Source organism: Amycolatopsis keratiniphila subsp. keratiniphila, assembly GCF_001620365.2.
Lineage (GTDB): Bacteria > Actinomycetota > Actinomycetes > Mycobacteriales > Pseudonocardiaceae > Amycolatopsis > Amycolatopsis keratiniphila.
The window spans coordinates 241,465-267,763 of the sequence record NZ_LQMT02000020.1 but is presented as its reverse complement, the minus strand read 5'-3'; the positions used below and the strand labels follow the sequence as shown (position 1 = coordinate 267,763).

Annotated in this window: 30 protein-coding genes; 23 read left to right on the top strand and 7 right to left on the bottom strand. The window is 67.8% G+C overall.

What is annotated here, in order from left to right; translation table 11 throughout:
- The first annotated feature begins 43 nt into the window (after positions 1-43).
- The 7 genes from atpA to AVR91_RS21485 all read left to right on the top strand — a co-directional run bounded on the left by atpA (position 44) and on the right by AVR91_RS21485 (position 6,503).
- Complete coding sequence (gene atpA / locus AVR91_RS21515) at positions 44-1,681, top strand: F0F1 ATP synthase subunit alpha (protein ID WP_063277153.1); 1,638 nt, start codon at positions 44-46, stop codon at positions 1,679-1,681.
- 11 nt (positions 1,682-1,692) lie between these two features.
- Positions 1,693-2,631: a F0F1 ATP synthase subunit gamma gene (locus tag AVR91_RS21510; RefSeq protein WP_063277154.1), complete on the top strand. Its 939-nt coding sequence runs from the start codon at positions 1,693-1,695 to the stop codon at positions 2,629-2,631.
- Entirely contained in the window at positions 2,631-4,055 is a 1,425-nt protein-coding gene (gene atpD / locus AVR91_RS21505) for a F0F1 ATP synthase subunit beta (protein ID WP_007028325.1), read from the top strand. Before AVR91_RS21510 ends, atpD begins: the two co-directional genes overlap by 1 nt.
- Positions 4,056-4,169: 114 nt before the next feature.
- Entirely contained in the window at positions 4,170-4,535 is a 366-nt protein-coding gene (locus AVR91_RS21500; RefSeq protein ID WP_044852809.1) for a F0F1 ATP synthase subunit epsilon, read from the top strand.
- A gap of 25 nt (positions 4,536-4,560) precedes the next feature.
- Positions 4,561-4,995 carry a DUF2550 domain-containing protein gene (locus AVR91_RS21495; protein WP_063277155.1) on the top strand — a complete coding sequence of 145 codons (435 nt, stop codon included), beginning with the start codon at positions 4,561-4,563 and terminating at the stop codon, positions 4,993-4,995.
- Positions 4,996-5,049: 54 nt separating this feature from the next.
- On the top strand, positions 5,050-6,285 hold the full coding sequence (gene aroA / locus AVR91_RS21490) for a 3-phosphoshikimate 1-carboxyvinyltransferase (protein ID WP_063277156.1): 1,236 nt from the start codon (positions 5,050-5,052) through the stop codon (positions 6,283-6,285).
- Between the two features lie 59 nt (positions 6,286-6,344).
- On the top strand, positions 6,345-6,503 hold the full coding sequence (locus tag AVR91_RS21485) for a hypothetical protein (RefSeq protein WP_228688237.1): 159 nt from the start codon (positions 6,345-6,347) through the stop codon (positions 6,501-6,503).
- Between the two features lie 44 nt (positions 6,504-6,547).
- Here the strand turns inward: AVR91_RS21485 and AVR91_RS21480 are convergent, their stop codons facing one another.
- On the bottom strand, positions 6,548-7,120 hold the full coding sequence (locus AVR91_RS21480; protein ID WP_063277158.1) for a cob(I)yrinic acid a,c-diamide adenosyltransferase: 573 nt from the start codon (positions 7,118-7,120) through the stop codon (positions 6,548-6,550).
- Positions 7,121-7,181: 61 nt separating this feature from the next.
- Here AVR91_RS21480 and murA point away from each other — a divergent pair, with 61 nt between their 5' ends.
- Positions 7,182-8,456, top strand: a complete 1,275-nt coding sequence (gene murA, locus AVR91_RS21475; RefSeq protein WP_016336846.1) for a UDP-N-acetylglucosamine 1-carboxyvinyltransferase — start codon at positions 7,182-7,184, stop codon at positions 8,454-8,456.
- 63 nt (positions 8,457-8,519) lie between these two features.
- Here the strand turns inward: murA and AVR91_RS21470 are convergent, their stop codons facing one another.
- From AVR91_RS21470 to AVR91_RS21455, 4 genes are all read right to left on the bottom strand, one after another.
- Entirely contained in the window at positions 8,520-9,392 is an 873-nt protein-coding gene (locus AVR91_RS21470; protein ID WP_083737681.1) for a trypsin-like serine protease, read from the bottom strand.
- A 78-nt stretch (positions 9,393-9,470) separates the two neighbouring features.
- Positions 9,471-10,124, bottom strand: coding sequence for a hypothetical protein (locus AVR91_RS21465; protein ID WP_228709278.1), 654 nt, complete (start codon positions 10,122-10,124; stop codon positions 9,471-9,473).
- A gap of 62 nt (positions 10,125-10,186) precedes the next feature.
- On the bottom strand, positions 10,187-10,810 hold the full coding sequence (locus AVR91_RS21460) for a LysE family translocator (protein WP_063277160.1): 624 nt from the start codon (positions 10,808-10,810) through the stop codon (positions 10,187-10,189).
- Positions 10,807-11,433 (bottom strand): LysE family translocator, encoded by a 627-nt coding sequence (locus tag AVR91_RS21455; protein WP_063277174.1) that lies wholly within the window; start codon positions 11,431-11,433, stop codon positions 10,807-10,809. Before AVR91_RS21455 ends, AVR91_RS21460 begins: the two co-directional genes overlap by 4 nt.
- Positions 11,434-11,549: 116 nt before the next feature.
- Here AVR91_RS21455 and AVR91_RS21450 point away from each other — a divergent pair, with 116 nt between their 5' ends.
- From AVR91_RS21450 to ehuA, 7 genes are all read left to right on the top strand, one after another.
- Positions 11,550-12,056 carry a hypothetical protein gene (locus AVR91_RS21450; protein WP_063277161.1) on the top strand — a complete coding sequence of 169 codons (507 nt, stop codon included), beginning with the start codon at positions 11,550-11,552 and terminating at the stop codon, positions 12,054-12,056.
- A 74-nt stretch (positions 12,057-12,130) separates the two neighbouring features.
- Positions 12,131-12,697 carry a YdbT family protein gene (locus tag AVR91_RS21445; protein ID WP_063277175.1) on the top strand — a complete coding sequence of 189 codons (567 nt, stop codon included), beginning with the start codon at positions 12,131-12,133 and terminating at the stop codon, positions 12,695-12,697.
- Between the two features lie 81 nt (positions 12,698-12,778).
- Complete coding sequence (locus tag AVR91_RS21440; RefSeq protein WP_076857395.1) at positions 12,779-14,800, top strand: protein meaA; 2,022 nt, start codon at positions 12,779-12,781, stop codon at positions 14,798-14,800.
- A 117-nt stretch (positions 14,801-14,917) separates the two neighbouring features.
- Positions 14,918-15,811, top strand: coding sequence for an ectoine/hydroxyectoine ABC transporter substrate-binding protein EhuB (ehuB, locus tag AVR91_RS21435; RefSeq protein WP_063277162.1), 894 nt, complete (start codon positions 14,918-14,920; stop codon positions 15,809-15,811).
- Between the two features lie 14 nt (positions 15,812-15,825).
- On the top strand, positions 15,826-16,521 hold the full coding sequence (gene ehuC / locus AVR91_RS21430; protein ID WP_037341434.1) for an ectoine/hydroxyectoine ABC transporter permease subunit EhuC: 696 nt from the start codon (positions 15,826-15,828) through the stop codon (positions 16,519-16,521).
- On the top strand, positions 16,521-17,177 hold the full coding sequence (gene ehuD / locus AVR91_RS21425) for an ectoine/hydroxyectoine ABC transporter permease subunit EhuD (protein ID WP_016336837.1): 657 nt from the start codon (positions 16,521-16,523) through the stop codon (positions 17,175-17,177). Before ehuC ends, ehuD begins: the two co-directional genes overlap by 1 nt.
- 7 nt (positions 17,178-17,184) lie before the next feature.
- Entirely contained in the window at positions 17,185-17,949 is a 765-nt protein-coding gene (gene ehuA / locus AVR91_RS21420; protein WP_063277163.1) for an ectoine/hydroxyectoine ABC transporter ATP-binding protein EhuA, read from the top strand.
- Between the two features lie 100 nt (positions 17,950-18,049).
- Here the strand turns inward: ehuA and AVR91_RS21415 are convergent, their stop codons facing one another.
- On the bottom strand, positions 18,050-18,613 hold the full coding sequence (locus AVR91_RS21415; RefSeq protein WP_063277164.1) for a cysteine hydrolase family protein: 564 nt from the start codon (positions 18,611-18,613) through the stop codon (positions 18,050-18,052).
- A 71-nt stretch (positions 18,614-18,684) separates the two neighbouring features.
- On the opposite strand from AVR91_RS21415, the gene AVR91_RS21410 reads away from it, so the two are divergent.
- The gene (locus tag AVR91_RS21410) at positions 18,685-19,671 is read left to right on the top strand and encodes a GlxA family transcriptional regulator (protein ID WP_063277165.1); all 987 of its coding nucleotides are present in this window, start codon (positions 18,685-18,687) and stop codon (positions 19,669-19,671) included.
- Entirely contained in the window at positions 19,644-20,417 is a 774-nt protein-coding gene (locus AVR91_RS21405) for an enoyl-CoA hydratase-related protein (protein WP_037341443.1), read from the top strand. Before AVR91_RS21410 ends, AVR91_RS21405 begins: the two co-directional genes overlap by 28 nt.
- Positions 20,418-20,419: 2 nt before the next feature.
- On the opposite strand, the gene AVR91_RS21400 is transcribed toward AVR91_RS21405, so the two are convergent.
- Positions 20,420-20,962 (bottom strand): NUDIX domain-containing protein, encoded by a 543-nt coding sequence (locus tag AVR91_RS21400; protein ID WP_063277166.1) that lies wholly within the window; start codon positions 20,960-20,962, stop codon positions 20,420-20,422.
- A 37-nt stretch (positions 20,963-20,999) separates the two neighbouring features.
- On the opposite strand from AVR91_RS21400, the gene nucS reads away from it, so the two are divergent.
- From nucS to AVR91_RS21370, 6 genes are all read left to right on the top strand, one after another.
- Complete coding sequence (nucS, locus tag AVR91_RS21395) at positions 21,000-21,659, top strand: endonuclease NucS (protein WP_037341446.1); 660 nt, start codon at positions 21,000-21,002, stop codon at positions 21,657-21,659.
- Between the two features lie 87 nt (positions 21,660-21,746).
- Positions 21,747-21,956: a hypothetical protein gene (locus AVR91_RS21390; protein ID WP_063277167.1), complete on the top strand. Its 210-nt coding sequence runs from the start codon at positions 21,747-21,749 to the stop codon at positions 21,954-21,956.
- 241 nt (positions 21,957-22,197) lie between these two features.
- Positions 22,198-23,160 (top strand): patatin-like phospholipase family protein, encoded by a 963-nt coding sequence (locus AVR91_RS21385; protein ID WP_063277168.1) that lies wholly within the window; start codon positions 22,198-22,200, stop codon positions 23,158-23,160.
- Between the two features lie 44 nt (positions 23,161-23,204).
- Positions 23,205-23,981, top strand: coding sequence for a hypothetical protein (locus AVR91_RS21380; RefSeq protein WP_063277169.1), 777 nt, complete (start codon positions 23,205-23,207; stop codon positions 23,979-23,981).
- A gap of 315 nt (positions 23,982-24,296) precedes the next feature.
- Positions 24,297-25,994 carry a sodium:solute symporter family protein gene (locus AVR91_RS21375; protein ID WP_063277177.1) on the top strand — a complete coding sequence of 566 codons (1,698 nt, stop codon included), beginning with the start codon at positions 24,297-24,299 and terminating at the stop codon, positions 25,992-25,994.
- Between the two features lie 10 nt (positions 25,995-26,004).
- Positions 26,005-26,268, top strand: a complete 264-nt coding sequence (locus AVR91_RS21370; protein ID WP_016336823.1) for a hypothetical protein — start codon at positions 26,005-26,007, stop codon at positions 26,266-26,268.
- Positions 26,269-26,299 lie beyond the last annotated feature (31 nt).

The following is a 26,299-nucleotide window of genomic DNA, read 5'->3' as shown; positions in this document are numbered from 1 at the left end:
CGACTTTGCACACTGGCACGAACGAAGCGAGAGCGGGATTGAAATGGCGGAGCTGACGATCTCCTCGGATGAGATCCGTAGCGCGATCGAGAACTACGTCTCGAGTTACGCCCCGGACGTGAGCCGGGAAGAAGTTGGCGTCGTCATCGACGCCGGTGACGGTATCGCCCACATCGAGGGTCTTCCCTCGGCGATGGCCAACGAGCTGCTCGAGTTCCCCGGCGGGGTCCTCGGCGTGGCGCTGAACCTGGACGCGCGCTCCATCGGTGCCGCGATCCTCGGTGACTTCGAGACCGTCGTCGAAGGTCAGGAAGTCAAGCGGACCGGTCAGGTCCTCTCGGTTCCGGTCGGCGAGGGCTACCTCGGCCGCGTCGTGAACCCGCTGGGCGCCCCGATCGACGGCCTCGGCGAGATCGAGACCACCGAGCGTCGCCCGCTGGAGGTCAAGGCCGCTTCGGTGGTCGAGCGCCAGCCGGTGTCCGAGCCGCTGCAGACCGGTATCACCGCCATCGACGCGATGACCCCGATCGGCCGTGGCCAGCGCCAGCTGATCATCGGTGACCGCAAGACCGGTAAGACGGCCGTCGCGGTGGACACGATCATCAACCAGAAGGCCAACTGGGAGTCCGGCGACCCGAAGAAGCAGGTTCGCTGCATCTACGTCGCGGTCGGCCAGAAGGGCTCCACGATCGCCGCGGTGAAGAAGTCCCTCGAGGACGCCGGCGCGATGGAGTACACCACCATCGTCGCGGCCCCCGCGTCGGACTCCGCCGGCTTCAAGTGGATCGCGCCGTACACCGGTTCGGCCATCGGCCAGCACTGGATGTACGAGGGCAAGCACGTCCTCATCGTGTTCGACGACCTGACCAAGCAGGCCGACGCCTACCGCGCGATCTCGCTGCTGCTGCGTCGCCCGCCGGGCCGTGAAGCCTTCCCCGGCGACGTCTTCTACTTGCACTCCCGTCTCCTCGAGCGTTGCGCGAAGCTCTCGGACGAGCTGGGCGCGGGCTCGCTGACCGGTCTCCCGATCATCGAGACCAAGGCGAACGACGTGTCGGCCTACATCCCGACCAACGTCATCTCGATCACCGACGGTCAGTGCTTCTTCCAGTCGGACCTCTTCAACGCCGGTCAGCGCCCGGCCATCGACGTGGGTATCTCGGTCTCCCGTGTGGGTGGTGCCGCGCAGGTCAAGGCGATGAAGGACGTTTCGGGTTCGCTCCGTATCGACCTGTCGCAGTACCGCGAGCTGGAGGCCTTCGCGGCCTTCGCCTCGGACCTCGACGACGCGTCGAAGGCGCAGCTCGAGCGTGGTGCCCGCCTGTACGAGGTGCTCAAGCAGCCGCAGTACTCGCCGCTTCCGGTCGAGGAGCAGGTCGTCACCGTGTACCTCGGTACCAACGGCCACTTCGACACGGTCCCGACCGAGGACGTGCGCCGCTTCCGTGACGAGTTCGTCGATTCCGCGCGCCGCAAGAACGGCGAGCTCCTCAAGGACATCCGCGAGTCGGGCAAGTTCTCCAAGGAGACCGCCGCCGGGCTGGTCGACGCGGTGAACGAGTTCAAGAAGGAGTTCACCACCTCCGAGGGCAAGAGCCTGGTCGAGGTCTCCGACGCGATGGACGCCGAGAAGGTCGGGCAGGAGACCGTCAAGGTCAACAAGCCCGCCCCGAAGAAGTGAGCTGATAGCTCATGGCCGCACAACTCCGAGAACTCCGGTCGCGTATCAAGGCGACCAAGTCCATCGGCAAGATCACCAAGGCGATGGAGCTCATCGCCACCGCGCGCATCACCAAGGCGCGGGCGAAGGTCGCGGCTTCCCGGCCGTACTCGGACGAGATCACGAACGTGCTCTCGGCCCTGGCCGGAGCCTCGGCGAACCTCGACCACCCGCTTCTGGTCGAGCGTCCGAACCCGAAGCGCGCGGCGGTCCTCGTGATCACCAGCGACAAGGGCCAGTGCGGTGGGTACAACTCCAACGTGCTGAAGGCGACCGAGGAGCTCCTCACGCTGCTGCGCGAGCAGGGCAAGGAGCCGGTCGTCTACGTGACCGGCAACAAGGGCCTGAGCTTCTACCGCTTCCGTGGCCGCGACGTGGCCGAAAGCTGGACGGGCTTCTCCGACCAGCCCGGTTACGTCAACGCCGCGGAGGCCGGTGAGCTCATCGTCGAGTCGTTCCTGAACGGCGCCGACGACGAGTCGGGCAACGCCGACGGCATCCTGGGTGTCGACGAGATCCACGTCGTCTACACCGAGTTCGTCTCGATGCTCACCCAGCGTCCGGTCGCCAAGCGCGTCGCGCCGCTCGAGGTCGAGTACGTCGAGGGCGAAGAGGAGAAGCCCGAGAGCCTGCTCCCGAGCTACGAGTTCGAGCCCAGCGCCGAGAAGCTGCTCGCCGCGTTGCTGCCGAAGTACATCAACACGCGGATCTTCGCGGCGATGCTCGAGTCGGCGGCGTCCGAACTCGCGGCCCGCCGCACCGCGATGAAGGCGGCGTCGGACAACGCGAACGAACTGGTGAACACGCTGACGCGGGAGGCGAACCAGGCCCGCCAGGCGCAGATCACCCAGGAGATCTCCGAAATCGTCGGTGGGGCGAACGCTCTCACCGCAGCAGGAAGTGATGACTGATGACCAGTACTGAAGCCCGTGCCAAGGGGCGCATCGTCTCGGTGACCGGCCCGGTCGTCGACGTCGAATTCCCGCGCGGTTCCGTTCCCGACCAGTTCAACGCGCTCAAGGTCGAAATCGAGTTCGAGCAGCTGCGCAAGACGGTGACGCTCGAGGTCGCCAGCCACCTCGGCGACAACCTCGTCCGCACCATTTCGCTCCAGCCGCAGGACGGTCTCGTCCGTGGCGCCGAGGTCACCGACACCGGCGGCCCCATCACCGTCCCGGTCGGCGACAAGGTCAAGGGCCACGTCTACAACGCGCTCGGCGAGTGCCTGGACGAGCCCGGCTACGGCGACGACCTCGAGCGCTGGGGCATCCACCGCAACCCGCCGTCCTTCGACCAGCTCGAAGGCAAGACGGAGATGCTGGAGACCGGCCTCAAGGTCGTCGACCTGCTGACCCCGTACGTGCAGGGTGGGAAGATCGGCCTGTTCGGCGGTGCCGGCGTCGGCAAGACGGTGCTCATCAAGGAGATGATCACCCGTGTCGCCCGGAACTTCGGTGGTACCTCGGTGTTCGCCGGTGTCGGCGAGCGCACCCGTGAGGGCAACGACCTCTTCCTGGAGATGTCCGAGGACGGCGTCATCAACGACACCGCCCTCGTCTTCGGTCAGATGGACGAGCCGCCGGGCACCCGTATGCGGGTCGCGCTGTCCGCGCTGACCATGGCGGAGTACTTCCGCGATGTGCAGAACCAGGACGTGCTGCTCTTCATCGACAACATCTTCCGGTTCACCCAGGCCGGTTCCGAGGTGTCGACCCTGCTGGGCCGCATGCCTTCGGCCGTGGGTTACCAGCCGACGCTGGCCGACGAGATGGGTCAGCTCCAGGAGCGGATCACCTCGACCCGTGGTCGTTCGATCACCTCGATGCAGGCGATCTACGTCCCCGCGGACGACTACACCGACCCGGCCCCGGCGACGACGTTCGCCCACCTGGACGCCACCACCGAGCTTTCGCGGTCGGTGTTCCAGAAGGGCATCTTCCCGGCGGTGGACCCGCTGGCGTCGACGTCGACCATTCTCGACCCGGCCATCGTCGGTGAGGACCACTACCGCGTGGCCTCCGAGGTCATCCGGATCCTGCAGAAGTACAAGGAGCTGCAGGACATCATCGCGATCCTCGGTATGGACGAGCTCTCGGAAGAGGACAAGCTGACCGTTCAGCGCGCGCGCCGCATCGAGCGGTTCCTGTCGCAGAACATGCTGGTCGCCGAGGCGTTCACGCAGATCCCGGGCTCGACCGTGCCGCTGTCGGAGACCATCGAGTCCTTCGACCGCATCACCAAGGGCGACTTCGACCACTACCCGGAGCAGGCGTTCCTGGGTATCGGTGGCCTCGAAGACCTCGAGAAGAAGTACAAGGAAATCACCAAGAAGTGATGTTCCGATGAGCGGCGGGATCAGTGTCTACTGTGGACGCTGGTCCCGTCGTTCGCATACCGGGATCGTTGACTATTACACTCGGTGCCAGCACCTGAGGTGAAGGGAAGCTACGTGGCTGAGATTTCTGTCGAGCTGGTAGCCGTCGAGCGCCGTCTCTGGTCCGGTACCGCCACGTTCGTGGTGGCGCAGACCACCGAGGGCGAGATCGGCATCATGGCCGGTCACGAGCCGGTTCTCGGCCAGCTCGTCGAGGGTGGTGTCGTGAAGGTGACGACCACGGACGGCGAGACCGTGACCGCCGCGGTGCACGGCGGGTTCCTGTCGGTCACCGCGACCGGCGTGAGCATCCTCGCCGAGAGCGCCGAGCTCTCGGACGAGATCGACGTCGACGCGGCCAAGAAGGCGCTGAGCGGCGAAGACGAGCAAGAGCGGGCTAGGGCGACCGCCCAGCTTCGCGCGGCCGGTCAGTCGGTCTGACCGGGCGAAGGACAGGGGCCGGGCCGTGGAAATCGCCGTGGGTGTTCTCGGGGCCCTGACCGTCCTGGCCGTACTCGCGGCCTGGTATTCGTTGCGGTGGGTCCGGATGCGCCGCGGTGGCGGGGTGAGCGTCGCCCTGCGGTGGCGTCCGGACGAGGCGCGGTCCAGCTGGCATCTGGGGCTGGGCCGCTACGAGGGCGAGAAGTTCGTCTGGTTCCGCGTGTGGAGCCTGCGGACGGGCCCGGATCGCGTCTTCGAGCGCGAAAGCATGGAGATCGCGGACCGGCGTGACCCCTCCGGCACGGAGGCGTACGCCGTCCCCGACGGTTCGATCGTCCTGCGGTGCGAGTCCGCCAAACAGGAGGCGATCGAGATCGCGATGGGTCCCGGTGCCCTCACCGGCTTCCTGTCCTGGCTGGAGTCGGCCCCGCCGGGCCGCCGCCTCCCGCGCGCTTCCTGAGTTACGCCTTCAATCACGCGAGTTCGCCGTTCGGGCACGCCGTATGCTCACGCTGTGACCATCGTCGACATCCCCGGTTCGAAGTCGATCACCGCCCGAGGCCTGTTCCTCGCGGCCGCCGCCCACGGGACGACCGTGCTGAGCAGGCCGCTGCGTTCGGACGACTCCGAGGGCTTCGCCGAGGGCCTCCTCAAGCTCGGCTATCAGGTCTCCCGCGCTCCCGGCGAGTGGACGATCGAGGGCAGGCCCGAGGGCCCCGCCGTCGACAGCGCCGATATCTTCTGCCGTGACGGCGCCACCACCGCGCGGTTCCTGCCGGCACTGGCCGCCGCCGGGCACGGCACCTTCCGCTTCGACGCCTCCGAGCAGATGCGCGCGCGGCCGCTGGGGCCGCTCACCGACGCGTTGCTGGAACTGGGCGTCGACCTGACCTTCGAAGGCACGCCGGGCCACCATCCGCTGGTCGTGCGGGCCGCCGGGATCAAGGGCGGCGAACTGACCCTGGACGCGGGACTGTCCTCGCAGTTCCTGACCGCGTTGCTGCTGGTCGGCCCCCTGACCGCCGAGGGACTGCGGATCACCGTCACGGACCTCGTTTCGGTGCCCTACGTCGAGATCACCATCGCGATGATGCGGCGCTTCGGCGTCGAGGTCGTCCGTGACGGTGACACGTTCGTCGTGCCGCCGACGCCGTATCAGGCCTGTCGCTACGAGATCGAGCCCGACGCCTCGACGTCCAGCTACTTCTTCGCGGCGGCCGCGCTGACCGGTCGCTCGGTCACCGTGCCGGGGCTCGGCGAGGGCGCCCTGCAAGGGGATCTGGCCTTCGTCGAGGTCCTGCGGCAGATGGGCGCGGACGTCGAGGTCGGTCCGGACGCCGTGACCGTGACCGGGACGGGCGGCCTGCGCGGTGTCACGGTGAACATGCGCGACATCTCCGACACCGTGCCGACGCTCGCGGCCATCGCGCCGTTCGCGGACGGGCCGGTGCGGATCGAGGACGTCTACAACACGCGAATCAAGGAATGCGACCGGCTGGCGGCGTGCGAAGAGAATCTGCGCGCGATGGGCGTTTCGGTGGAGACAGGGCGGGACTGGATCGAAATCCGGCCGGGCACGCCGTCCGGGGCGCTCGTGAAGTGCCGCCGGGACCACCGGATCGCGATGGCGTTCAGCGTCACGGGCTTGCGGACGCCGGGGATCACGCTGGACGACCCCGGTTGCGTGAAGAAGACCTTCCCGGGCTTCCACGACGCGCTCGCTTCGCTCCGGACCTCCTGGGGCATTTAGTCCTCTGAATGCGGCATTTCTACCGGGCTTCGGACGTGATCCGCGTCTATTCTCGGTCCATGACTCAGAGCGAGGACACGAACCGCTGGAGCCACCTTCCCGAGCCCGTGTCCCTGGAGGACACGATCACGATGAAGGCGATCGACCCGGGCAAGGACGGCACGCCCGACGTCGACCTCGAGCGTTATTGGGCAGCACAGGAGCAGGGCCGATTGTGAGCCGAAGGACGCTTTCGTCGCATCGGATGCGGTGAAAGCGTCCTTCAGCCCGCTCCGCCGGGCTGCCACAGGATGTCGCCGTCCGGATTCGCCAGCCGCGACAGGATGAACAGCAGATCCGAGAGCCGGTTCAGATACTTGATCGCCAGCTGGTTCGTCGCGGCCTGCTCGGCCTCGAACAGCGCCCAGCCGGACCGCTCGGCCCGCCGCGCGACCGTGCGGGCCTGATGCAGGAAAGCCGCCCCCGGGGTGCCACCCGGCAGGATGAACGACGTCAGCTTCGGCACGCGCTCGTTGAACTCGTCGCACCAGCCTTCCAGCCGCTCGATGTACCGCTCGGTGATGCGCAGCGGCTCGTACGGCGGGTTCTCCACGATCGGCGCGCACAGATCCGCACCGACGTCGAAGAGATCGTTCTGCACCGCACGCAGGACCTGCGTGATCTCCTCGGAAAGCCCGCCCATCGCGAGCGCGAGCCCGATGACGGAGTTGGCTTCGTCGACGTCGGCGTACGCGGCCAGCCGGGGCGAGGTCTTCGGCACGCGGGAGCCGTCGCCGAGCGCCGTGGTGCCGTTGTCGCCGACCTTCGTGTACACGCGGTTGATGCGAACGACCATGAAGCCGACTCTACCGGCCCGGCGTAAGGCAAATCCGGGCGAGAGGGCATGATTGGCGCCCATGAGCGAGCACTTCGACGTGCACGGCGGAGCACGGCTGGTCGGCGAGGTCGACGTGGTCGGCGCCAAGAACAGCGTGCTGAAACTGATGGCCGCGGCCCTGCTGGCCGAGGGTACGACGACCATCACGAACTGCCCCCAGATCCTGGACGTCCCCCTGATGGGCGACGTCTTGCGCAGTGTCGGCTGCGACGTCGTCATCGACGGCGACACCGCCAAGATCACCACCCCGGCCGAGCTGTCGCACCGGGCCGATTCGGCCGCGATGGGCAAGCTGCGCGCGTCGGTGTGCGTGCTGGGTCCGCTGGTCGGACGGCTCAAGCAGGCCGTCGTGGCGCTGCCGGGCGGTGACGCCATCGGTTCGCGGCCGCTGGACATGCACCAGAACGGCCTGCGCAAGCTGGGCGCCACCAGCACCATCGAGCACGGCTGCGTCGTGGCGAAGGCCGACGGGCTGCGCGGCGCGCAGATCTGGCTGGACTTCCCGAGCGTCGGCGCCACCGAGAACATCCTGATGGCCGCCGTGCTCGCCGAGGGCACCACGGTCATCGACAACGCGGCGCGCGAGCCCGAGATCGTCGACATCTGCACGATGCTGACCGAAATGGGCGCGAAGGTCGAAGGCGCGGGCACCTCGACCCTCACCGTCGAGGGCGTCGAGAAGCTGCACCCGACCGAGCACCGCGTGATCGGCGACCGGATCGTCGGCGCGACCTGGGCGTTCGCCGCCGCGATGACCCGGGGCGACCTGACCGTCCGCGGCGTCAACCCGCACTACCTCGACCTGGTCCTCGACAAGCTCCGCCTGGCGGGTGCCGAGGTCGAGACGTTCGACGACAAGGGCTTCCGCATCGTCCAGAACGAGCGCCCGAAGGCCGTCGACTGGGTGACGCTGCCGTACCCCGGTTTCGCGACCGACCTGCAGCCGTTCGCGGTGGCGCTGTCCGCGGTCTCCGAGGGCACCTCGATGATCACGGAGAACATCTACGAGGCCCGGTTCCGGTTCATCGAAGAGATGATGCGGCTTTCCGGCGACGCGCGCACCGACGGGCACCACGCCGTCGTCCGTGGTGTGGAGAAGCTTTCGAGCGCCCCGGTATGGGCCGCGGACATCCGCGCCGGCGCCGGGCTGGTGCTGGCCGGGCTGTGCGCGGACGGCGTCACCGAGGTCTGGGACGTCTTCCACATCGACCGCGGTTACCCGCATTTCGTGGAGAACCTGAACCGGCTCGGTGCCCGCATCGAGCGTGTCGCGGGCGAACCCGAGCGGGCTTGACGGATTGCGCGTGAAGGCCCCCTTTCCTCGGCTTAGCCGAGGAAAGGGGGCCTTCACGCGCGATCAGGGCAGGGCGACGAACGGCGCGAGGAAGTCACGCGACGTCGGCGAGTCCAGCCGGTAGGTGACATTGGTGGCGTAGCAGGGCCCGTCGCCGGTGATGGTCGTCGACACGAGGACACGCTTGCCGTCGATCGTGGCGAAGTTCGGCCCGCCGGAGTCGCCGTAGCAGGCGCCGCCGTTGCCCTGGGGCGCCGTCATCGCGAGCCGCACCCACGTGTCGTTCAGCGCGTTGAAGGTGACGGGCGCCTTCATCCGGACTCCGCCGCCCGGATGCGTGTGCCCGCCCGGCCCGTTCACGGCTTCCTGCGTGCCGTAGCCGGCGACCACGAACGGCGTCGAGTTCAGTCCCTGCGGGCCGAGCTTGTCGAGCTGACCGGCACTGGGCAGCTTCGCGGGGGTGAAGCTCCAGCGTGCGGCGACCTGCTTCGCGGGCACCTCGACGACGGCGATGTCGTGCGAGTCGGCGGAGTTGCCGGGATAGCCGGGTTCGTTGTGCGCGACGCCCTCCACGGCGACGGCCTTGGCGACCGCCGCCGGGTCGCCGGGGTACTTCTTCGCGGCCGCGTCGAGACCCGCTTGCACGTCCTGGTCGAGCGAGACGAAGAACCGCACGTTGGCGGGCCAGCCGGTGGTGCAGTGCGCGGCGGTGAGGAAGGTGTCGGCGTCGACCATGGTGCCGGAGCACACCCAGTCGACCCGGTCGGGCGTGGCCGGGTCGCCGTCGTCGTCCCAGGTGGCGACGAGCGCGCCGACCTCTGTGCGCTCGGGCGCCGGGGTGGCGTTGTAGGAGTTGATCGCGGTCGCGGCGGTGGCCCCGCCCAGCAGCAGGGCGGCGGCCATCGCCGTGACGGTGGCGGCGGGGGTGAACCTCACGAACGGCCTCCTCGGCTAGGTGCTTCTGGAGACGGGATTCAACGTGGTGGACGCCGGAAAGTCACCCGCCGAAAGTAGTCAGGCGTCCCTGCGCCGCCGCGTTCCCGCGTAGACCGCGGCACCGCCCGCGGCCAGCGAGCCCAGCCCGGCCAGCAGCACCGGTTCGAGATCGAAACCGGTCTTGGCCAGTGACGGCGAGCTCGCGACCGCGACGTCGGCGCCGGCCGCGGCGACGGCCACCACCGGCACGACCGCGGCAGGAACGGCCCCGGCCCGTGGTCCCCCGGGCGGGGGAGTCTCGACCGGCGGTTTCGTGGCGGGCGGCGTCCGGTCCGGCACGCAGGCGGTGTGCGCGGGGTTGCCGCGCCCGACGCCGTGGTTGCGGTCGCATTCGTAGCCGGCGTTCGCGTCGGAGCCGCCGGGCAGATGCCCGGGTGGGTTCTTGTTGTCGGCCTTGCCGACGCAACCGGCGCAGGGCTTGCCCGCGGCTTCGCCACCGCCGTTGCCGTTGGCCGACGGCGAACCGTCCCGGGTGGAGTCGTACGGCCCGTGCTTGTTCGCGCCGTGCCCGGAGAAGTCCGCTTTGGACGGTGGCTGCGGTTTGGTGGTGTCCTTCGCGTGTCCGGGCGGGTTACCGGAGTTGCCGCGCTCGCCGGCGTCCGCGGGCCCCGCGCCGAGAAGAATGAGGGAGAAGGCGGCTCCGGCGAGAACGCCGTAGGTCTTCTTGTTCATCGAAGCCTCCTTGAGGTCGCGCCATTGCGACATCCGGAGTATCGCGTGAACGACCGAAGGGGTTACTCCAGCACGAGCGCGGCGCCGAAACCGACCAGCGCGGTGCCGGTGACACCGTCGAGCGCGCGGCGCACCTTGCGGCGTTCGAGCCAGGTCCGCACGCGGTGCACGAAGAACAGCAGCAGGAGCTGGGCGACCGTGCCCGCGGCCGCGATCGTGTACGCCAGCAGCAGCGCGTCCCCGGTGCCGGTGACGCCCGGGGTCAGGAACTGCGGCAGCACCGACAGGTACAGCACGAGGACCTTCGGGTTGGTGACGTTGGAAAGGAAGCCCTCGCGCCAGCGGCGGAATCCGCTCCGCCGGGCGGCGGCGGTCTCGGTGAGCCCGTCGTAGTCGCCGCGGAAGGCGCCGATCAGGGCCCGGACACCGAGGTAGCAGAGGTAGGCCGCGCCCGCCCATTTCACGGCCTCGAACACCGGCCGCGAGTTCATGATGACCGCGCCGAGCCCGAGCGCTGCCGCGGTCGCCTGCGCGAGGTTCGCGGCGCCGACGCCGAAGCAGGCCCAACCTCCACCGCGGACTCCGCCGGAGAGCGCGTTCTTCAGCACCACCATGTTGTCCGGGCCGGGGACGAGCGCGAGCGCCAGCATCATCAGCGCGAAACCGCTGTACACACCCCAGGTCATGACTCGAACACCAGAGCCGCGCCGAAGCCGACCAGCGCGGTGCCGGTGACGCCGTCGAGCGCACGGCGCACCTTGCGGCGTTCGAGCCAGGCCCGCACGCGGTGCACGAAGAACAGCAGTGTCAGCAGCCAGATCGCACCGAGCACGGCGACCGTGTACGCGAGCAGCAGCGCGTGCCAAGCCGACGTCGTCACCGGATCGAGGAACTGCGGCAGCACCGACAGATAGAGCACGAGCACCTTCGGGTTGGTGATGTTGGAAAGGAAGCCCTCACGGAAGCGGCGGAACCCGGTCGACCGTTGCTGCTTCACCGCCGTGACACCGGAGTAGTCACCCCGCCACGCGCCGCGCAACGCCTGGAAACCGAGGAAGACCAGGTACGCGGCACCGACCCATTTGAGCGTCACGAACACCGGCTGCGACTGCGCGATCACGACACCGAGGCCGAGCGCGGCGGCGGTGCCCTGTACGGCGTTGGCCACGAAGATCCCCGCCGTGGTGAGGAAACCGCCGCGGGTGCCGCCGGACAGCGAGTTCTTGAGCATCACCATCGTGTCCGGCCCCGGCGCGAGGACGATCAGGACGACGATGACCAGATAGCTGCTGTACGAACTCCACGTCACGGTCACCCACGCTAGACGCCGGGAGCGGGCGAGTCTCGCGGATTTCGGTCACACCGGCCGGTCACGATTCCGGCAAAGCCCTGGTCAGCGGGACGAAGCGGGCTTATCGTCCGCGTATGTACCTGGGGGACACGGGGTTGCTGCCCGGAGAGCGCATGATCTGGGAAGGCGCGCCGAAGCGAATCTCGATGCTCGCGAAGAGCGATCTGATGATCGTGCCTGGTCTGCTGTTCTTCGGCGCGTGGTTCTACTTCTTCACGCGAGACGGGGACGAATTCCCCGTGATCTTGTATCTCGTGGCGGCCTTCGTCCTGATGGGCTGGATCTGGCAGCCGGTCCAGCGCTACTTGAAGCTGAAGTCCACTTCGTACGCCGTGACCGACCAGCGGGTGGTGGTCTGGGTCAAGGGCAAGGAGAGCACGTCGGGCTATCTGGAGATGTTGGGGCCGCCGCAGGTGGCGGAGAACGGTGACGGGACCGGGACGGTCACCTTCGGCAAGGGCGTGGGCTTCGTCGTCGGCCTGTTCCAGAACGCCGACGACGCGATGCCCGAGCTGAGCGGGATCGAGGACGCAAGGCGCGTCCGCGACCTCATCGCGACCGCCCAGCAGAAGGCGCGCTAGGTCCGTTCGGCCCGCTGGACGACCGACGAACGGACACTCCTCGACCGTCCCCCGGACGGGTAGTGTGCCGTGGCATGCACGAGGGGCAGATCGACCTCCTTCCAGGCGAACGGGTCATCTGGGCCGGGCAGCCGGTGCGCAGGCCTCTCTTCAATCCCGGCGACTACTTCAACGTCCCCGTCGGCCTGCTCTGGCTCGGCGCGGTCACGGTGTTCTTCGCGGGCAACCACGACACGGCGTTCCACACGGGCGCGTGGGTCGTGCTCACCGTCGCGGGCGTTCTGCATCTCGCCGGCAGGCCGCTGATCCGCTACCTCAGGCTCGCCTCGACCACGTACGCGGTGACGGACGGCCGGGTCATCGCGACCAGTTCGCTCGTCCGCCGCAAGGAGGAGTCCGCGGCGCTGGCCGGGTTGGCGGACCCCGTCGTCACCTCGGGGCCGGGCAAGACCGGGACGATCACCTTCGGCAGGCTCGGCGTGCTGGCGTGGGCGTCGGCGAATTTCGGCGCCGGTACCGGGAAGGACCGCAAGCCGCCGATCATCCTGGTGGGTGTCAGCGACGTGGCGAAGGTGCGCGAGAAGCTCGCGAAAGCCGTCGAAGAGGCGCGCGAACGGAATCTCCAGCGGCCCGAAGAATGACCCGACTGTGTTCGATTCAACTGCACGCCTGATGTTACCGGCCGGTACACTCAGGCGGTCGTCCAGCGCCGGAGGTATGCCGTGCCCTATCCCACGGACCGTGAACGGGACCGCCCCTGGGTGATGCGGACCTACGCGGGTCACTCGTCCGCGGCCGCGTCCAACGAGCTGTACCGCCGTAACCTCGCGAAGGGGCAGACCGGCCTCTCGGTCGCCTTCGATCTGCCGACGCAGACCGGTTACGACCCGGATCACCAGCTGTCCAAGGGCGAGGTCGGCAAGGTCGGCGTCCCGGTCTCGCATATCGGCGACATGCGGCGCCTGTTCGACGGCATCCCGCTCGCCGAGGCCAACACGTCGATGACGATCAACGCGCCCGCCATGTGGCTGCTGGCGCTCTACGTCTCCGTGGCGCGTGAGCAGGCCGAGGCCGAGGGCCGCGACGTGGACGAGGTGCTGGCGAAGCTCACCGGCACCACGCAGAACGACATCATCAAGGAATACCTCTCCCGCGGCACCTACATCTTCCCGCCGGGCCCGAGCCTCCGCCTGATCACCGACATGATCGCGTGGACGGTGCACCACGTGCCGAAGTGGAACCCGATCAACATCTGCAGCTACCACCTGCAGGAAGCCGGCGCGACGCCGACGCAAGAGGTCGCGTACGCGTTGTGCACCGCGATCGCCGTGCTCGACGCGGTCCGCGATTCCGGCCAGGTCGAGCAGGCCGACATGGCCAAGGTCGTCGCGCGGATCTCGTTCTTCGTCAACGCCGGGGTGCGGTTCGTCGAAGAGATGTCGAAGATGCGCGCGTTCACCGCGCTCTGGGACGAGATCACCCGGGATCGTTACGGCGTCACGGATCCCAAGGCGCGGCGGCTGCGCTACGGCGTTCAGGTCAACTCGCTGGGCCTGACCGAGGCGCAGCCGGAGAACAACGTCCAGCGCATCGTGCTGGAGATGCTCGCGGTCTCCCTTTCCCGCGGTGCCAGGGCCCGCGCGATCCAGCTGCCCGCGTGGAACGAGGCGCTCGGCCTGCCCCGGCCGTGGGATCAGCAGTGGGCGCTGCGAATGCAGCAGGTGCTGGCGTTCGAGACCGATCTCCTGGAGTACGAGGACATCTTCGACGGCTCGCACGTCATCCAGGCCAAGGTCGACGAGATCATGACGGGCGCGCGCGAGGAGATCGCGCGCGTGCAGGATGTCGGCGGTGCCGTCGCGGCGGTCGAGAGCGGCTACATGAAGTCGCAGCTCGTCGCGTCGCTCGCGGAGTACCGGCGCGGCATGGAGAACGGCGAGCGGATCCTGGTCGGGGTCAACAAATTCGAGACCACCGAGCCCTCTCCGTTGCAGGCCGAAGGCGCGAAGGCGATCGAAACGATCGACCCGGCCGTCGAGAAGCATGCGGTGACCGCGATCGAGGAATGGCGAACGCACCGCGACAACGCGGCCGTCGAGTCTGCGCTGGAGAAGCTGAAGTCCGTCGCGAAGACGTCGCAGAACCTGTTCGAGGCCACCATCGAGTGTGCTCGCGCCGGGGTCACCACCGGCGAATGGTCGGGTGCGTTGCGCGAGGTGTTCGGCGAATACCGTGCTCCCACCGGGGTTTCCGCGTCGGCGGCCGCGGGCGAGGGCAACGAGGAGATCCGCCGCGTCCGCGACCGGATCAAGGCGACGAACACCGAAATCGGCGAGCGGCTGCGGATCCTGGTCGGCAAACCCGGTCTCGACGGGCATTCCAACGGCGCCGAGCAGGTGGCCGTGCGGGCGCGTGACGTCGGCTTCGAGGTGGTGTACCAGGGCATCCGGCTCACGCCGGAGCAGATCGTCGCGGCCGCCGTCCAGGAGGGCGTGCACGTGGTCGGGCTTTCGGTGCTCTCCGGCTCGCATCTCGAGGTCGTGCCGCAGGTCGTGGACGGCTTGCGGGCCGCGGGCGCGGGCGACATCCCGGTCATCGTCGGCGGCATCATCCCGCCCGACGACGAGAAGCTCCTTCTGGAGCGGGGAATCGCGCGGGTGTTCACGCCGAAGGACTACGAACTCACCGACATCATGGACGGGATTGTCGGATTGGTACGGGAGCGCCACGGCCTGAGCACCTAAAGTCACCGTAAATCTCGGTACCGTAACAGCGGGTGGTTCGTCACCCGCTCACACTGCTCGCCTGTGGGTACCCACCTACGTTTCGATTAAACCGATTAATCGAAAAGAGGTGCCGCGATGGCGCACGGCGAATGGTCGAGGCGAGAGTTCTTCCGGCGGTCGGCGGTACTGGGAGCGGTGACGATCGGCGGCCCGGTGCTGTTGTCCGCGTGCACGTCGACGTCTTCCGGTGACGCCCTGCAGGCCGCCAAGGACGCGAAGAAGATCAAGATCGGGATCGCGAACGAAGCGCCGTACGGTTTCACCGACCAATCCGGCAAGGTCACCGGCGAGGCGCCCGAGGTCGCGCGCGCCGTCTTCAAGGCCATGGGCATCGACAACGTGGAAGCCGAAGCGGTCTCCTTCGACCAGCTGATCCCCGCGCTCAACGCCAGGAAGTACGACATCGTCGCGGCCGGGATGAACATCAAGAAGGAACGGTGTGACGCGGCGGCCTTCTCGATCCCCGACTACTCGGCGCTGACCGCTTTGCTGGTCCCCAAGGGAAACCCGCAGCAGGTGCTGAAGTTCGAGGACATCGCGGCGAAGAAGGTCAAGGTCGCCGTGCTCTCCGCGGCCGTGGAGAAGGGATACGCCACCGACTCCGGTGTCGCCGAGGACCAGATCGTCACCCTCGACTCGCAGGACAACATGCTCCGTGCGGTCACCGACGGCCGGGTCTACTGCGCCGCGCTCACCGACATCTCGCTCAAGGACGTGCTGGCGAAGAGCCCGGGTGCCGCGGCGGAGGTGACGCCGGGCTTCGATCCGATCAAGGACGGCAAGCCGGTCGTCTCCGCCGGCGCGTTCGTCTTCCGCAAGGACGACAACCCGTTGCGCGAGGCCTTCAACGTCGAGCTCAAGAAGCTGCAGGACAGCGGTGAATGGACCAGGATCGTGACGCCGTTCGGCTTCTCGGCGGACAACCTGCCGAAGGCCGACGTCACCACCGAGAAACTCTGCGCGGTGTAGGTGGGGCTGACGTCATGTCGTCGTCGGTGTCGCATATCATCACGACCGTCCTCAGTGGACTGACCGCGACCGTCACCGCCGCCGTCGGCGGGATCGCGCTCACCGTGGTGCTCTCCCTGATCGCCGGGCTCGCGCTGGGCTCGCCGTCACGGACGGTGCGGGGGATTTCCCGTGTCTACGTCGAGATCTTCCGTGGTACCTCGGAAGTCGTCCAGCTGTTCTGGCTGTATTTCGTGCTCCCGGTGCTGGTCGGCTTCCAGCTGGTGCCGATGTTCGCCGGGATCCTGGTGCTGGGCCTCAACCACGGGGCCTACGGCGCGGAGATCGTCCGCGGCGCGGTGAATTCGGTGCCTCGCGCGCAGTTCGAAGGCGCCGTCGCGCTCAACCTGACGCCCGCCCAGCGGATGCGGCGGGTGATCCTGCCGCAGGCGTTCGCGGAAATGCTGCCACCGTTCAACAATCTCTTCATCCAGTTGCTGAAGAGCACCGCGCTGCTTTCGTTCATCGCCGTCCCGGAGATGGCGCGTCAAGGTGAACTGCTGCGGCCGGTGTTCGGCGCCGAACTCGGCTGGATCTACGGCACCGAACTCGTGCTCTACCTCCTGCTCGCGTTGCTGATCACCAGCGGGATGCGGCTGCTGGAACGGATCGCCGCGCGGCGCCTCGGCCGGGCGCCGGCCAAGATGACGGCCACCGCGGGAGGTGTGTGATGGACTGGAGCTGGGAATCCGCCGCGAAATCGGTTCCCCTTCTGCTGGAAGGGCTTCTCGTCACCGTCGAGATCACCCTGCTGGCCTCGGTGGTCGCGTACGCGCTCGGCCTGGTGTTCGCGCTGATCCGCCGGACAGGGATTCCCGTGCTGTCCCAGGCGGTTCTGCTGTTCATCGAGTTCGTGCGCAGCACGCCCTTGCTGATCCAGGTGTTCGTGCTCTACTACGTGATCCAGCCGGTGGGCGGGATGACGTTGTCCCCGTTCACCACCGGTGTCATCGCGCTCGGCGTGCACTACGCGACCTACGCCGCCGAGGTCTACCGTGCCGGGATCGAAGCCGTCCCGAAAGGACAGTGGGAGGCCACGACCGCGCTGAACCTGCCGAGGTCGCGGGTGTGGACCGCGGTCGTCCTGCCGCAAGCGGTGCCGCGGGTGCTGCCCGCGCTCGGCAACTACACGATCTCGATGTTCAAGGAAACCCCGCTGCTGCTGGCGATCGGCGTCGTCGACGTCCTGGCGAGGGCGAAGGAGGTCGGCGCCGACACGTTCCGCGTCACCGAGCCGTACACCCTGGCCGGGGTGCTGTTCCTGCTGGTGAGCCTGCCGGCTTCGATTCTGGTGAGAAGGTTGGAGCGTCGTGCCGCCCACAGTTGATTCCCCGATGATCCGGTTCTCGCAGGTGGTCAAGTCCTTCGGGGACCACGTCGTGTTGCAGGACCTCGATTTCACCGTCGCGCCGGGGGAGTTCGTCTCGCTGATCGGGCCGAGCGGCTCCGGGAAGACGACGATCCTGCGGTTGTTGATGACGCTGGAGAAGGTCGACGCCGGCACCATCGAGGTCTGCGGTGACCACCTGAGCCATATGAAGCGCGGCGAGAAGCTGGTGCCCGCGGACGAGAAGTACCTGCGGGAAGCGCGCAAGCGGATCGGCATGGTGTTCCAGCAGTTCAACCTGTTCCCGAACATGAACGTGCTGCGCAACATCACCGAGGCGCCGGTCCACTCGCTCGGCGTCTCGCGGGACGAGGCCGAGGCGCGGGCCGTCGAACTGCTGGAGATGGTGGGGCTCGCCGACAAGAAGGACGCGCACCCCACCCGGCTTTCCGGTGGCCAGCAGCAGCGCGTCGCGATCGCCCGCGCGCTCGCGATGCGGCCGGACGTGCTGCTGCTGGACGAGGTGACTTCGGCGCTCGACCCGGAACTGGTCGCCGACGTGCTGCGTGTGCTGCGCGAGATCGCGACGTCCACCGACATCACGATCCTCTGTGTCACGCACGAAATGCAGTTCGCGCGGGACGTTTCGGATCGGGTGATGATGTTCGATCAGGGGCGGGTGCTGGAGGACGCGGCGCCGGACAAGCTGTTCAACGATCCGGAGCACGACCGGACGCGGCGGTTCCTCAAGGCCGTGATCGACCGGGCGTGAGGCCGGTGGCCGCTTGGTGATCATGTTGTGAAAGCCACTTTCGCAACCTTCAACGTTGCGAAAGTGGCTTTCACAACGTCGGTGGGCGAGTGGCTGGCGCTCACTGGAGCGCGCTCAAGACCTCCTTCGTCGAGGTGACCGTGGCGAATCCGCCTCCGTGCAGATTCGTCGCGGTCGCCCGGTACAGCTCGTCCGCGGTCAGGACGCCGCCGTCCGGCCCGGCGAGGTCGAAGGTGAAGGTGGCGTCGAGCGCGAAAGTCACGCCGTAGCCGAGGTTCCCGCCGACGCGCGCGGTCGTCTCGCAGCAGAAGTTCGTCTGGATCCCGGCGAGCACGAACGACGTGATGCCCCGCGTCTTCAGCCAGCCGTCGAGATCGATGTCGCCGTGGAAGGCCGAGTTGACCTTCTTGCCGAACACCAGATCCGCGCGCACGCCGTCGAGTTCCGGCTTGAAGTGGTTGCCCTCCTGGCCGGGCCGCAGCGACGAGCCGGGTTTCACGGAGTCGTGGTGCACCAGCACGATCGGCAGCCCGCGCTCCTGCCAGGCGTCGACGAGCGCCTTGATGTTGGCCTCCGCGCCGGGGTTGTTGCGCGGACCCCAGACGGGTTTGTCGAAGCCGCGCTGGACGTCGATCACGATCAAGGCCTTGGTTTCAGTGGTCATGGCATCGAGTCTCACGCGCATCGTTCCTGGAGGGGAGTGGCAGAAGAGGCGCGATGCGGTACTTTTCTGCCATGCGAACCGTCGGTGTACTCCTCCTGCCCGGCAGCCGGTCCTTCGACCTGGGCGTGATCGGTGAGGTCTGGGGCGTGGACCGGACCGACAGTGCCATCGGCCCCTTCGAGGTCCGGCTCTGCGCGTCCGGCCGCGGCCGGGTCGCCATCCACCCGTTCGGCCAGGTCGAGGCGACCCATGGGCTGAGCGGGCTGGCTGGCTGCGATCTCGTCCTCGTGCCCGGCCGGGTCGATCCGCACGCCGAGGTGCCCGCGCCGGCCGTCGCCGCGCTGCGCAAGGCGCACCGGGCCGGGATCACCGTGGCCTCGCTGTGCTCCGGTGCCTTCACCCTCGCGGCGGCCGGGCTGCTCGACGGCCGGTCCGTCACCACGCACTGGCGGCTGCTGGACGATCTCGAAACCGCCGCTCGCGACGCGGTCGTCCAGCGGGACGTCCTGTTCACCGACGAGGGTGACGTCCTGACCTCCGCCGGGGTGGTCGGCGGGCTGGATCTGTGTCTGCATCTGGTGCGTCGCGACCACGGCGCCGAGGTCGCGGCCGCCCTCGCCCGTCGGCTCGTGATGCCGCCGGCGCGGGAAGGTGGCCAGCGACAGTACGTCGACAATCCGTTGCCGCCCAAGCCGTCGCGGCCGAGTGTTTCGTCCACAATGGACTGGGCGCTGGAGCGCATCGCCGACGACATCGGCGTCGACGACCTCGTCGGGCACGCCGGGCTCAGCGAGCGGACCTTCCATCGCGAGTTCGCGGCGGCCACCGGGGTCACGCCGGGACGCTGGCTGCGCGCGCAGCGGGTGCGGCTCGCGCGGCGGCTGCTGGAGACCACCGAGCTCCCGGTCGAGTGGGTCGCGCAGCGGTCCGGCCTCGGCACCGCCGCCAACCTGCGACGACGGCTCCGGGCCGACGTCGGTGTCGGGCCCGATTCGTATCGCCGGACGTTCCGGTCGGTTACCGTCGAAGCATGGCCGAGTACGAGCACATCCTCGTGAAGCGGGACGGCGACACCGTCACGATCACCATGAACCGCGCCGCGCGGCGGAACTCGCTGTCCGCCGACCACCTCGCCGAGCTGCTCGCGGCGTTCCGCGAGGCAGGGGACACCGACGCCACCGGGATCGTCCTGGCGGGCGCCGGGCCGGTGTTCTCGGCGGGACACGACTTCGGCGACGTCGCCGCCCGTGACCTGATGGGCGTACGTGAGCTGCTGCGGCTGTGCACGGACCTGATGGGCACGATGCAGTCCGTGCCGCAGGTGGTCGTCGCGCGGGTGCACGGGCTCGCGACCGCGGCGGGCTGCCAGCTGGTGGCGTCGTGCGACCTCGCCGTCGCCGCGGAATCCGCCGGGTTCGCCCTGCCTGGCGGCAAGGGCGGCTGGTTCTGCCACACGCCCGCGGTGCCGGTCGCCCGCGCGATCGGACGGAAACGGCTGATGGAGCTGGCGCTCACCGGCGACGTCGTCGACGCCGCGACCGCACTGGACTGGGGCCTGGTGAACCGCGTCGTCCCGGACGACTCACTGGACGAAGCCGTGGCTTCGCTGCTCGGACGCGCGACGCGAGGGAGCCGGGCCAGCAAGGCGATGGGCAAGCAGACCCTCTACGCACAGCTGGACCGGCCCGAGGCCGACGCCTATGCGCTCGCGCTGGAGGTGATGGCTTCGGCGTCGCAGTTGCCCGGTGCCCGGGAGGGGATGGCGGCCTTCCTGGAGAAGCGTTCGCCGGTCTGGCCCGACTGAGTTCAGAGAACGCGCTCGCGCATGAGCAGAAGCGTGTAGGCGGCCAGCGTCTGGGAATCGGTGATGTCTCCCGAAGCGATCATCTTCTCGAATTCGCCGCGCTCGAACCACGCCGTCCGCATGTCCTGCTCCTCGGCCTCGCGCTGGGCTTCACCCTGCGTGAGATCCGTGGCGAGGAACACGTGCCCGCGCTGACTCGAGAACCCGGGCGCGACGTCGGTCCTGCCGAGGTCGGTCATCGTGCCCGCGATCAGCCCGGTCTCCTCCCGCAGTTCGCGGGCGGCGAGTTCGAGCGGCGGGACGTCGGCCAGCTCGGGCGCGGTGCCCATGGGGAACTCCCAGCGCCGCAGCCCGAGCGGATAGCGGAACTGTTCCACGAGGTGAAACCGGGCGCCGTCGGACGGGATCACCACGGCGCAGACCGGTTTGTCGACGACGGCGTAGATCCCCGCGGAACCATCGAGCCGCCGGACGTCGTCCTCGCGCACGGTCATCCAGTTGTTCCGGTACACCTCACGCGAGCTGACACGCTGAACGGGGTCCATGCGCACAGTATCGCCGTGCTTGTCCTACCCTCGCGGGGTGCGCCTTGTGATCGCTCGCTGCCAGGTCGACTACGCCGGCCGTCTGACCGCCCATCTGCCGATGGCCACCCGGCTGCTGCTCGTGAAGGCCGACGGCTCGGTGTCCGTGCACTCGGACGACCGCGCCTACAAGCCGCTGAACTGGATGAGCCCGCCGTGCTGGCTGATCGAGGACGGCAAGCTGTGGATCGTCGAGAACAAGCAGGGGGAGAAGCTCGTCATCACGATCGACGAGATCTTCCACGACCACGCCCAGGAACTCGGCGCCGAGCCGGGCCTGCAGAAGGACGGCGTCGAGGCGCACCTGCAGGAACTGCTCGCCGAGCACATCAAGACCCTCGGTGACGGCTACACCCTGGTGCGGCGGGAGTTCCCGACCGCGATCGGCCCGGTCGACATCATGGCCCGCGACGCCGACGGGGCCAGCGTCGCCGTCGAGATCAAACGGCGTGGCGAGATCGACGGTGTCGAGCAGCTGACGCGGTACCTCGAACTGCTCAACCGCGACCCGCTGCTGGCGCCGGTGCAGGGCGTGTTCGCGGCGCAGGTCATCAAACCGCAGGCGCGGGTGCTGGCCGAGGACCGGGGGATCCGGTGCCTCACGCTGGACTACGACGCGCTGCGCGGCATCGAGTCGGACGAGTTCCGCCTGTTCTGAGCCCTGCTCGCAAGTACGTGAAGGCCCCCTTCACTGCGCTAGGCGCAATGAAGGGGGCCTTCACGTACTTCAGGGGCTCGGCGATGCGTGTACCGCTTGTCGACCTTGGACTTCGGCACGAACTTCGGATACTCGCTCGTCGAGGTCGATGTCGTCGGACTCGGCGAACTCTTGCTCGGGCCGGCCGGCTGGGTCGGTGCCGTAGAGGTCGTCGACGACGACGGCGAACTTGTGGTCACCGTTGAGGCGGCGGGGCTCTCCGCGCATCCCCCGTTACGCAGGCTTGCCGCCCCTTAGAGCGCTGAACGGCCGATACCGAATCGAGTCCTCGCCTGTGTATCTGCATTCTTTCTCGCGCCACAGAATGCCCTAAAGGGCGGCGGGAAATTAACGAACTCGCGTTCATTCGCAAAAGAACCAGCTGTTTCCGGGCCATTCGGGTGAACGCCGGATTCCTCGGTCTCGCGCTGTGTCACACTCGATTTCCGCGAGGGGTACCGCCGACATACGGCGGTCGCGGGTGCAGAGGTGAAGTGCCATGGCTGATTCTTCGAAGTGTGTCGATCTGGTGCTGGAAGGCGGCGGCGTCAAAGGCATCGGGTTGCTGGGCGCGGTGCTGGAGTTGCACGAGGCCGGTTATTCGTTTCCCCGGATCGCCGGGACGAGCGCCGGTGCGATCGTGGCGGCATTGGTCGCCGCTTATCAGAAGGCGGGGAAGGATCTCGGCGGTCTGGAAGCGGTGATGAACGACCTGGACTGCCGCCGTTTCCAGGATCAGTCCCTGTTCGACAGGGTCACCGGCCCGCTCGGTGACGGCGTGGATCTGCTCCTGCACGACGGGATGCACTCCGGCGACTATCTCGTGGAATGGCTCACGCCGTTGCTGGAGGAGGTCGGCGTACGCACTTTCGCCGATCTCGCCATCGAGGATCCGGAAAGTACTTTGCTTCCGTACCAACGGTATTCCCTCGTCGTCCACGTCAGCGACCTGACGCGCCGCGTACTCGTCCGGCTGCCTTGGGATTATTGCCAGTACGGCCGCGATCCCGGTGCGGAGAAGATCGTCGACGCGGTCCGCGCGTCCATGTCGATCCCGCTGTACTTCCGGCCGGTGCAGTTCGACGTCCGTCCCGAGGGCACCGTCACCTGGGTCGACGGCGGGCTGCTGTCGAACTTCCCGATCACCGTCTTCGACCGCACCGACACGAAGAAGCCGCGATGGCCCACCTGGGGCGTGAAGCTTTCCGGCGAACCGGTGGGCGGCAGGGACAAACCGGTGAAGAGCGCGTTGCGGATCGCCATCGGTTCGCTCGAAACCCTGCTGTCGGACTGGAATCGTTACCGGTTGCACGAGGAGGGTGTGAACCGGCGGACGGTGTACGTCGACACGACCGGGATTTCCGCCGTCGACTTCGGGCTCGGTGAAGAGGAGAAGAAGCGCCTCTTCGAAAGCGGACGGGAGGCCGCGCGGCGGTTTCTGGAAAAGATCGTGCAGCAGTGAACTCGCCGGCGGTATTCCGGTGGGATGAGGGATAGGAGGATCCCATGCGTTATCGCCCGATCGGTAGTGACCCGGCGGACGGCAGGCTCGGCCGGTTCGTCCCGGACGACTGGCGCCACGTCGAGCGCTATCCGCTGACCGCGCTGGCCACCGAAGACCGGCCCACCCGGTCGCCGGTCGTCATCGGCGTCAACTGGTACAAGGAATTCGACGTACCCGAGAAGGACGAGAAGTCCGGCGAATTCTTCGTCGCGAAGGGCGGCGCGAAATCGCTCACCAGGATCCGCGGCGGGCACTGCGTCTGCCTCGAACCCGGCGAGTCGACCGATGGCGAGAAGCAGTACGCCTTCTACGACCAGGGCCGGGAAGGCGCGTGTGTCGGCTTCGGCTGGTCGCGCTGCATGTCGATGTTCAACGGCGACCTGTACGCCGCGCGGTGGCTGTGGGACCAGTCCAAGATGCGTGACGAATGGGACGAGACCAACCCCGGTGACAACAACGGCACCTCGTGCCGTGCCGCCGCCGAGGTCCTGCTCGAACTGGGCCACGTCCCGTGGTCGGAGACCTACGCCGACGACGACCACGTCAAGCGGGCCGCCTACACGCCCGACGTCAAGAACGGTATCCAGGCCTATCGCTGGGCGACGTCGGTCGACGAGGTGCACGAGGTCCTCGGCAACCCGCGTGCCGACGAACTCGGCGCCGTGCCGTTCCTCAACTCGTGGGGTTCGGGTTACCCGCACCGCACGTACATGCCGGACGACGTCCTCGCCCGGTTGATCAAGGAGGACGGCGAAGTGGGCCTGCCCACGGACCGGTAAACCCCCGCCGGTCACGGGAGAGGGCCGCTCCGGCGACGGAGCGGCCCTTTTCGGGGATCATCACGGAATGTCCGGGCACCGAGGGCACCAAGGTCGCCCTGATCGAAGCGTTGCCGAGCGACACCGAAATCGAAGCGATACGGCTGCCGTGGGCGCCTTGAATCGCCGCCGACCGGACAGGAATTGTCAAAAAACAGACACTCTCAGGCAGTGACCACCCACCCGCACTGCCGTTCCTGAATCCATGCAGTATGGTCCGCGATTGACGTGATCCAGGCGTTTCTCGTGGACATTTTCACTATGGAGGTGGGTCGGTTGCACGTGCTGGCCGATGCGAACCTGCGGCTCGACGCAAGTCCGATCGACTACGTCCTGCTCGCCTTCTATTTCGCGCTGGTGCTCGGCATCGGGTACATGGCGCGCAGGTCGGTCTCGAGCAGCCTCGACTTCTTCCTCTCGGGCCGGTCGCTGCCCGCCTGGGTCACCGGTCTCGCCTTCATTTCGGCGAACCTCGGCGCGGTCGAGATCATGGGCATGTCGGCCAACGGCGTGCTCTACGGCCTGCCGACCGTCCACTACTTCTGGATCGGCGCGATCCCGGCGATGCTGTTCCTCGGCATCGTGATGATGCCGTTCTACTACGGCTCGAAGGTCCGCAGCGTCCCCGAGTTCATGCTCCGCCGGTTCGGCAAACCCGCCCACCTGGTCAACGGCATCAGCTTCGCGAGCGCGCAGATCCTCATCGCGGGCGCGAACCTGTTCCTGCTCGCCAGCGTGGTGAACCTCCTGCTCGGCTGGCCGTTGTGGGTGTCGATCATCGTCGCGGCCGCGGTGGTGCTCTCCTACACCGCGCTCGGCGGCCTCTCCGCCGCGATCTACAACGAGGTCCTGCAGTTCTTCGTGATCGTCGCGGCGCTGCTGCCGCTGACCATCGTCGGCCTGGTGAAGGTCGGCGGCTGGCAGGGCCTGGTCGACAAGGTCACCGCGAGCCCCGGCGGCGAAGCGCAGCTGCACTCGTGGCCGGGTGACAACCTCACCGGCTTCGGCAACAGCTTCCTGTCGATCCTCGGTCTCGTCTTCGGCCTCGGTTTCGTGCTGTCCTTCGGCTACTGGACCACGAACTTCGTCGAGGTCCAGCGCGCGATGGCGTCGAAGAGCATGTCGGCCGCGCGGCGGACGCCGATCATCGGCGCCTTCCCGAAGATGCTGGTCCCGTTCATCGTGATCATCCCCGGCATGATCGCCGCGGTCACCGTTTCCGAGTACGTCCAGGACAAGCAGGTCCTGCTCGACGGCGGTGACGCGCCGAGCGGCGTGACCGCGAACAACGCGATCCTGCTGCTGATGCGCGACCTGCTGCCCAACGGCATGCTCGGCGTGGCGCTCGCCGGTCTGCTCGCCTCGTTCATGGCCGGGATGGCCGCGAACCTGAGCTCGTTCAACACCGTGTTCACCTACGACATCTGGCAGTCGTACGTGAAGAAGAACGAGTCGGACGGCTACTACCTCCGGCTCGGTCGCCTGGTCACCGCCATCGGCACCGTGCTCGCCATCGGCACCGCGTTCATCGCGTCGAACTCCGGGAACATCCTGACCTACCTGCAGGACCTGTTCTCCTTCTTCAACGCGCCGCTGTTCGCCACCTTCATCCTCGGCATGTTCTGGAAGCGGATGACGCCGACGGCCGGCTGGGTCGGCCTGGTGTCCGGTACCGCCTCGGCGATCACCGTGTGGCTGCTGTCGCAGGCCGGGGTCCTCGGGCTCACCGGGCAGGGCATCAGCTTCGTGGCCGCCGGTACGGCGTTCGTCGTCGACATCGCGGTCAGCGTCGGGGTCTCGCTCGCCACCGCGCCGAAGCCGGAGGCGCAGCTGGTCGGCCTCGTCTACTCCCTCACCCCGAAGGAGTCGCTGAAGCACGACGAGACCGGCGACGACGCGGGCTGGTACCGCAAGCCGGGTCTGCTCGCGGGCATCGTGCTGATCCTGACCATCGTGCTCAACATCATCTTCTAGGAGGCCGGAGATGGCTGCTTCGCAAGCTCCCAAGAAGGCCGGCGTCTTCGACATCCGGCTGATCATCGCCCTGCTCATCGGCGGTTACGGGCTGGTGCTCACGATCATGGGCATCGGCTTCACCACCGAGGAGGAGCTGGCCAAGGCCGCCGACGTCAACATCAACCTGTGGGCGGGCATCGGCATGCTGGTGTTCGCGGGGTTGTTCGTGCTGTGGGCGAAGCTGCGGCCCATCGTGGTCCCGCCGAGCACCGACGGCGAGAGCGGCGAATAGCCGGGTTGTCCGGACAGCGCCGAGGGGCTCC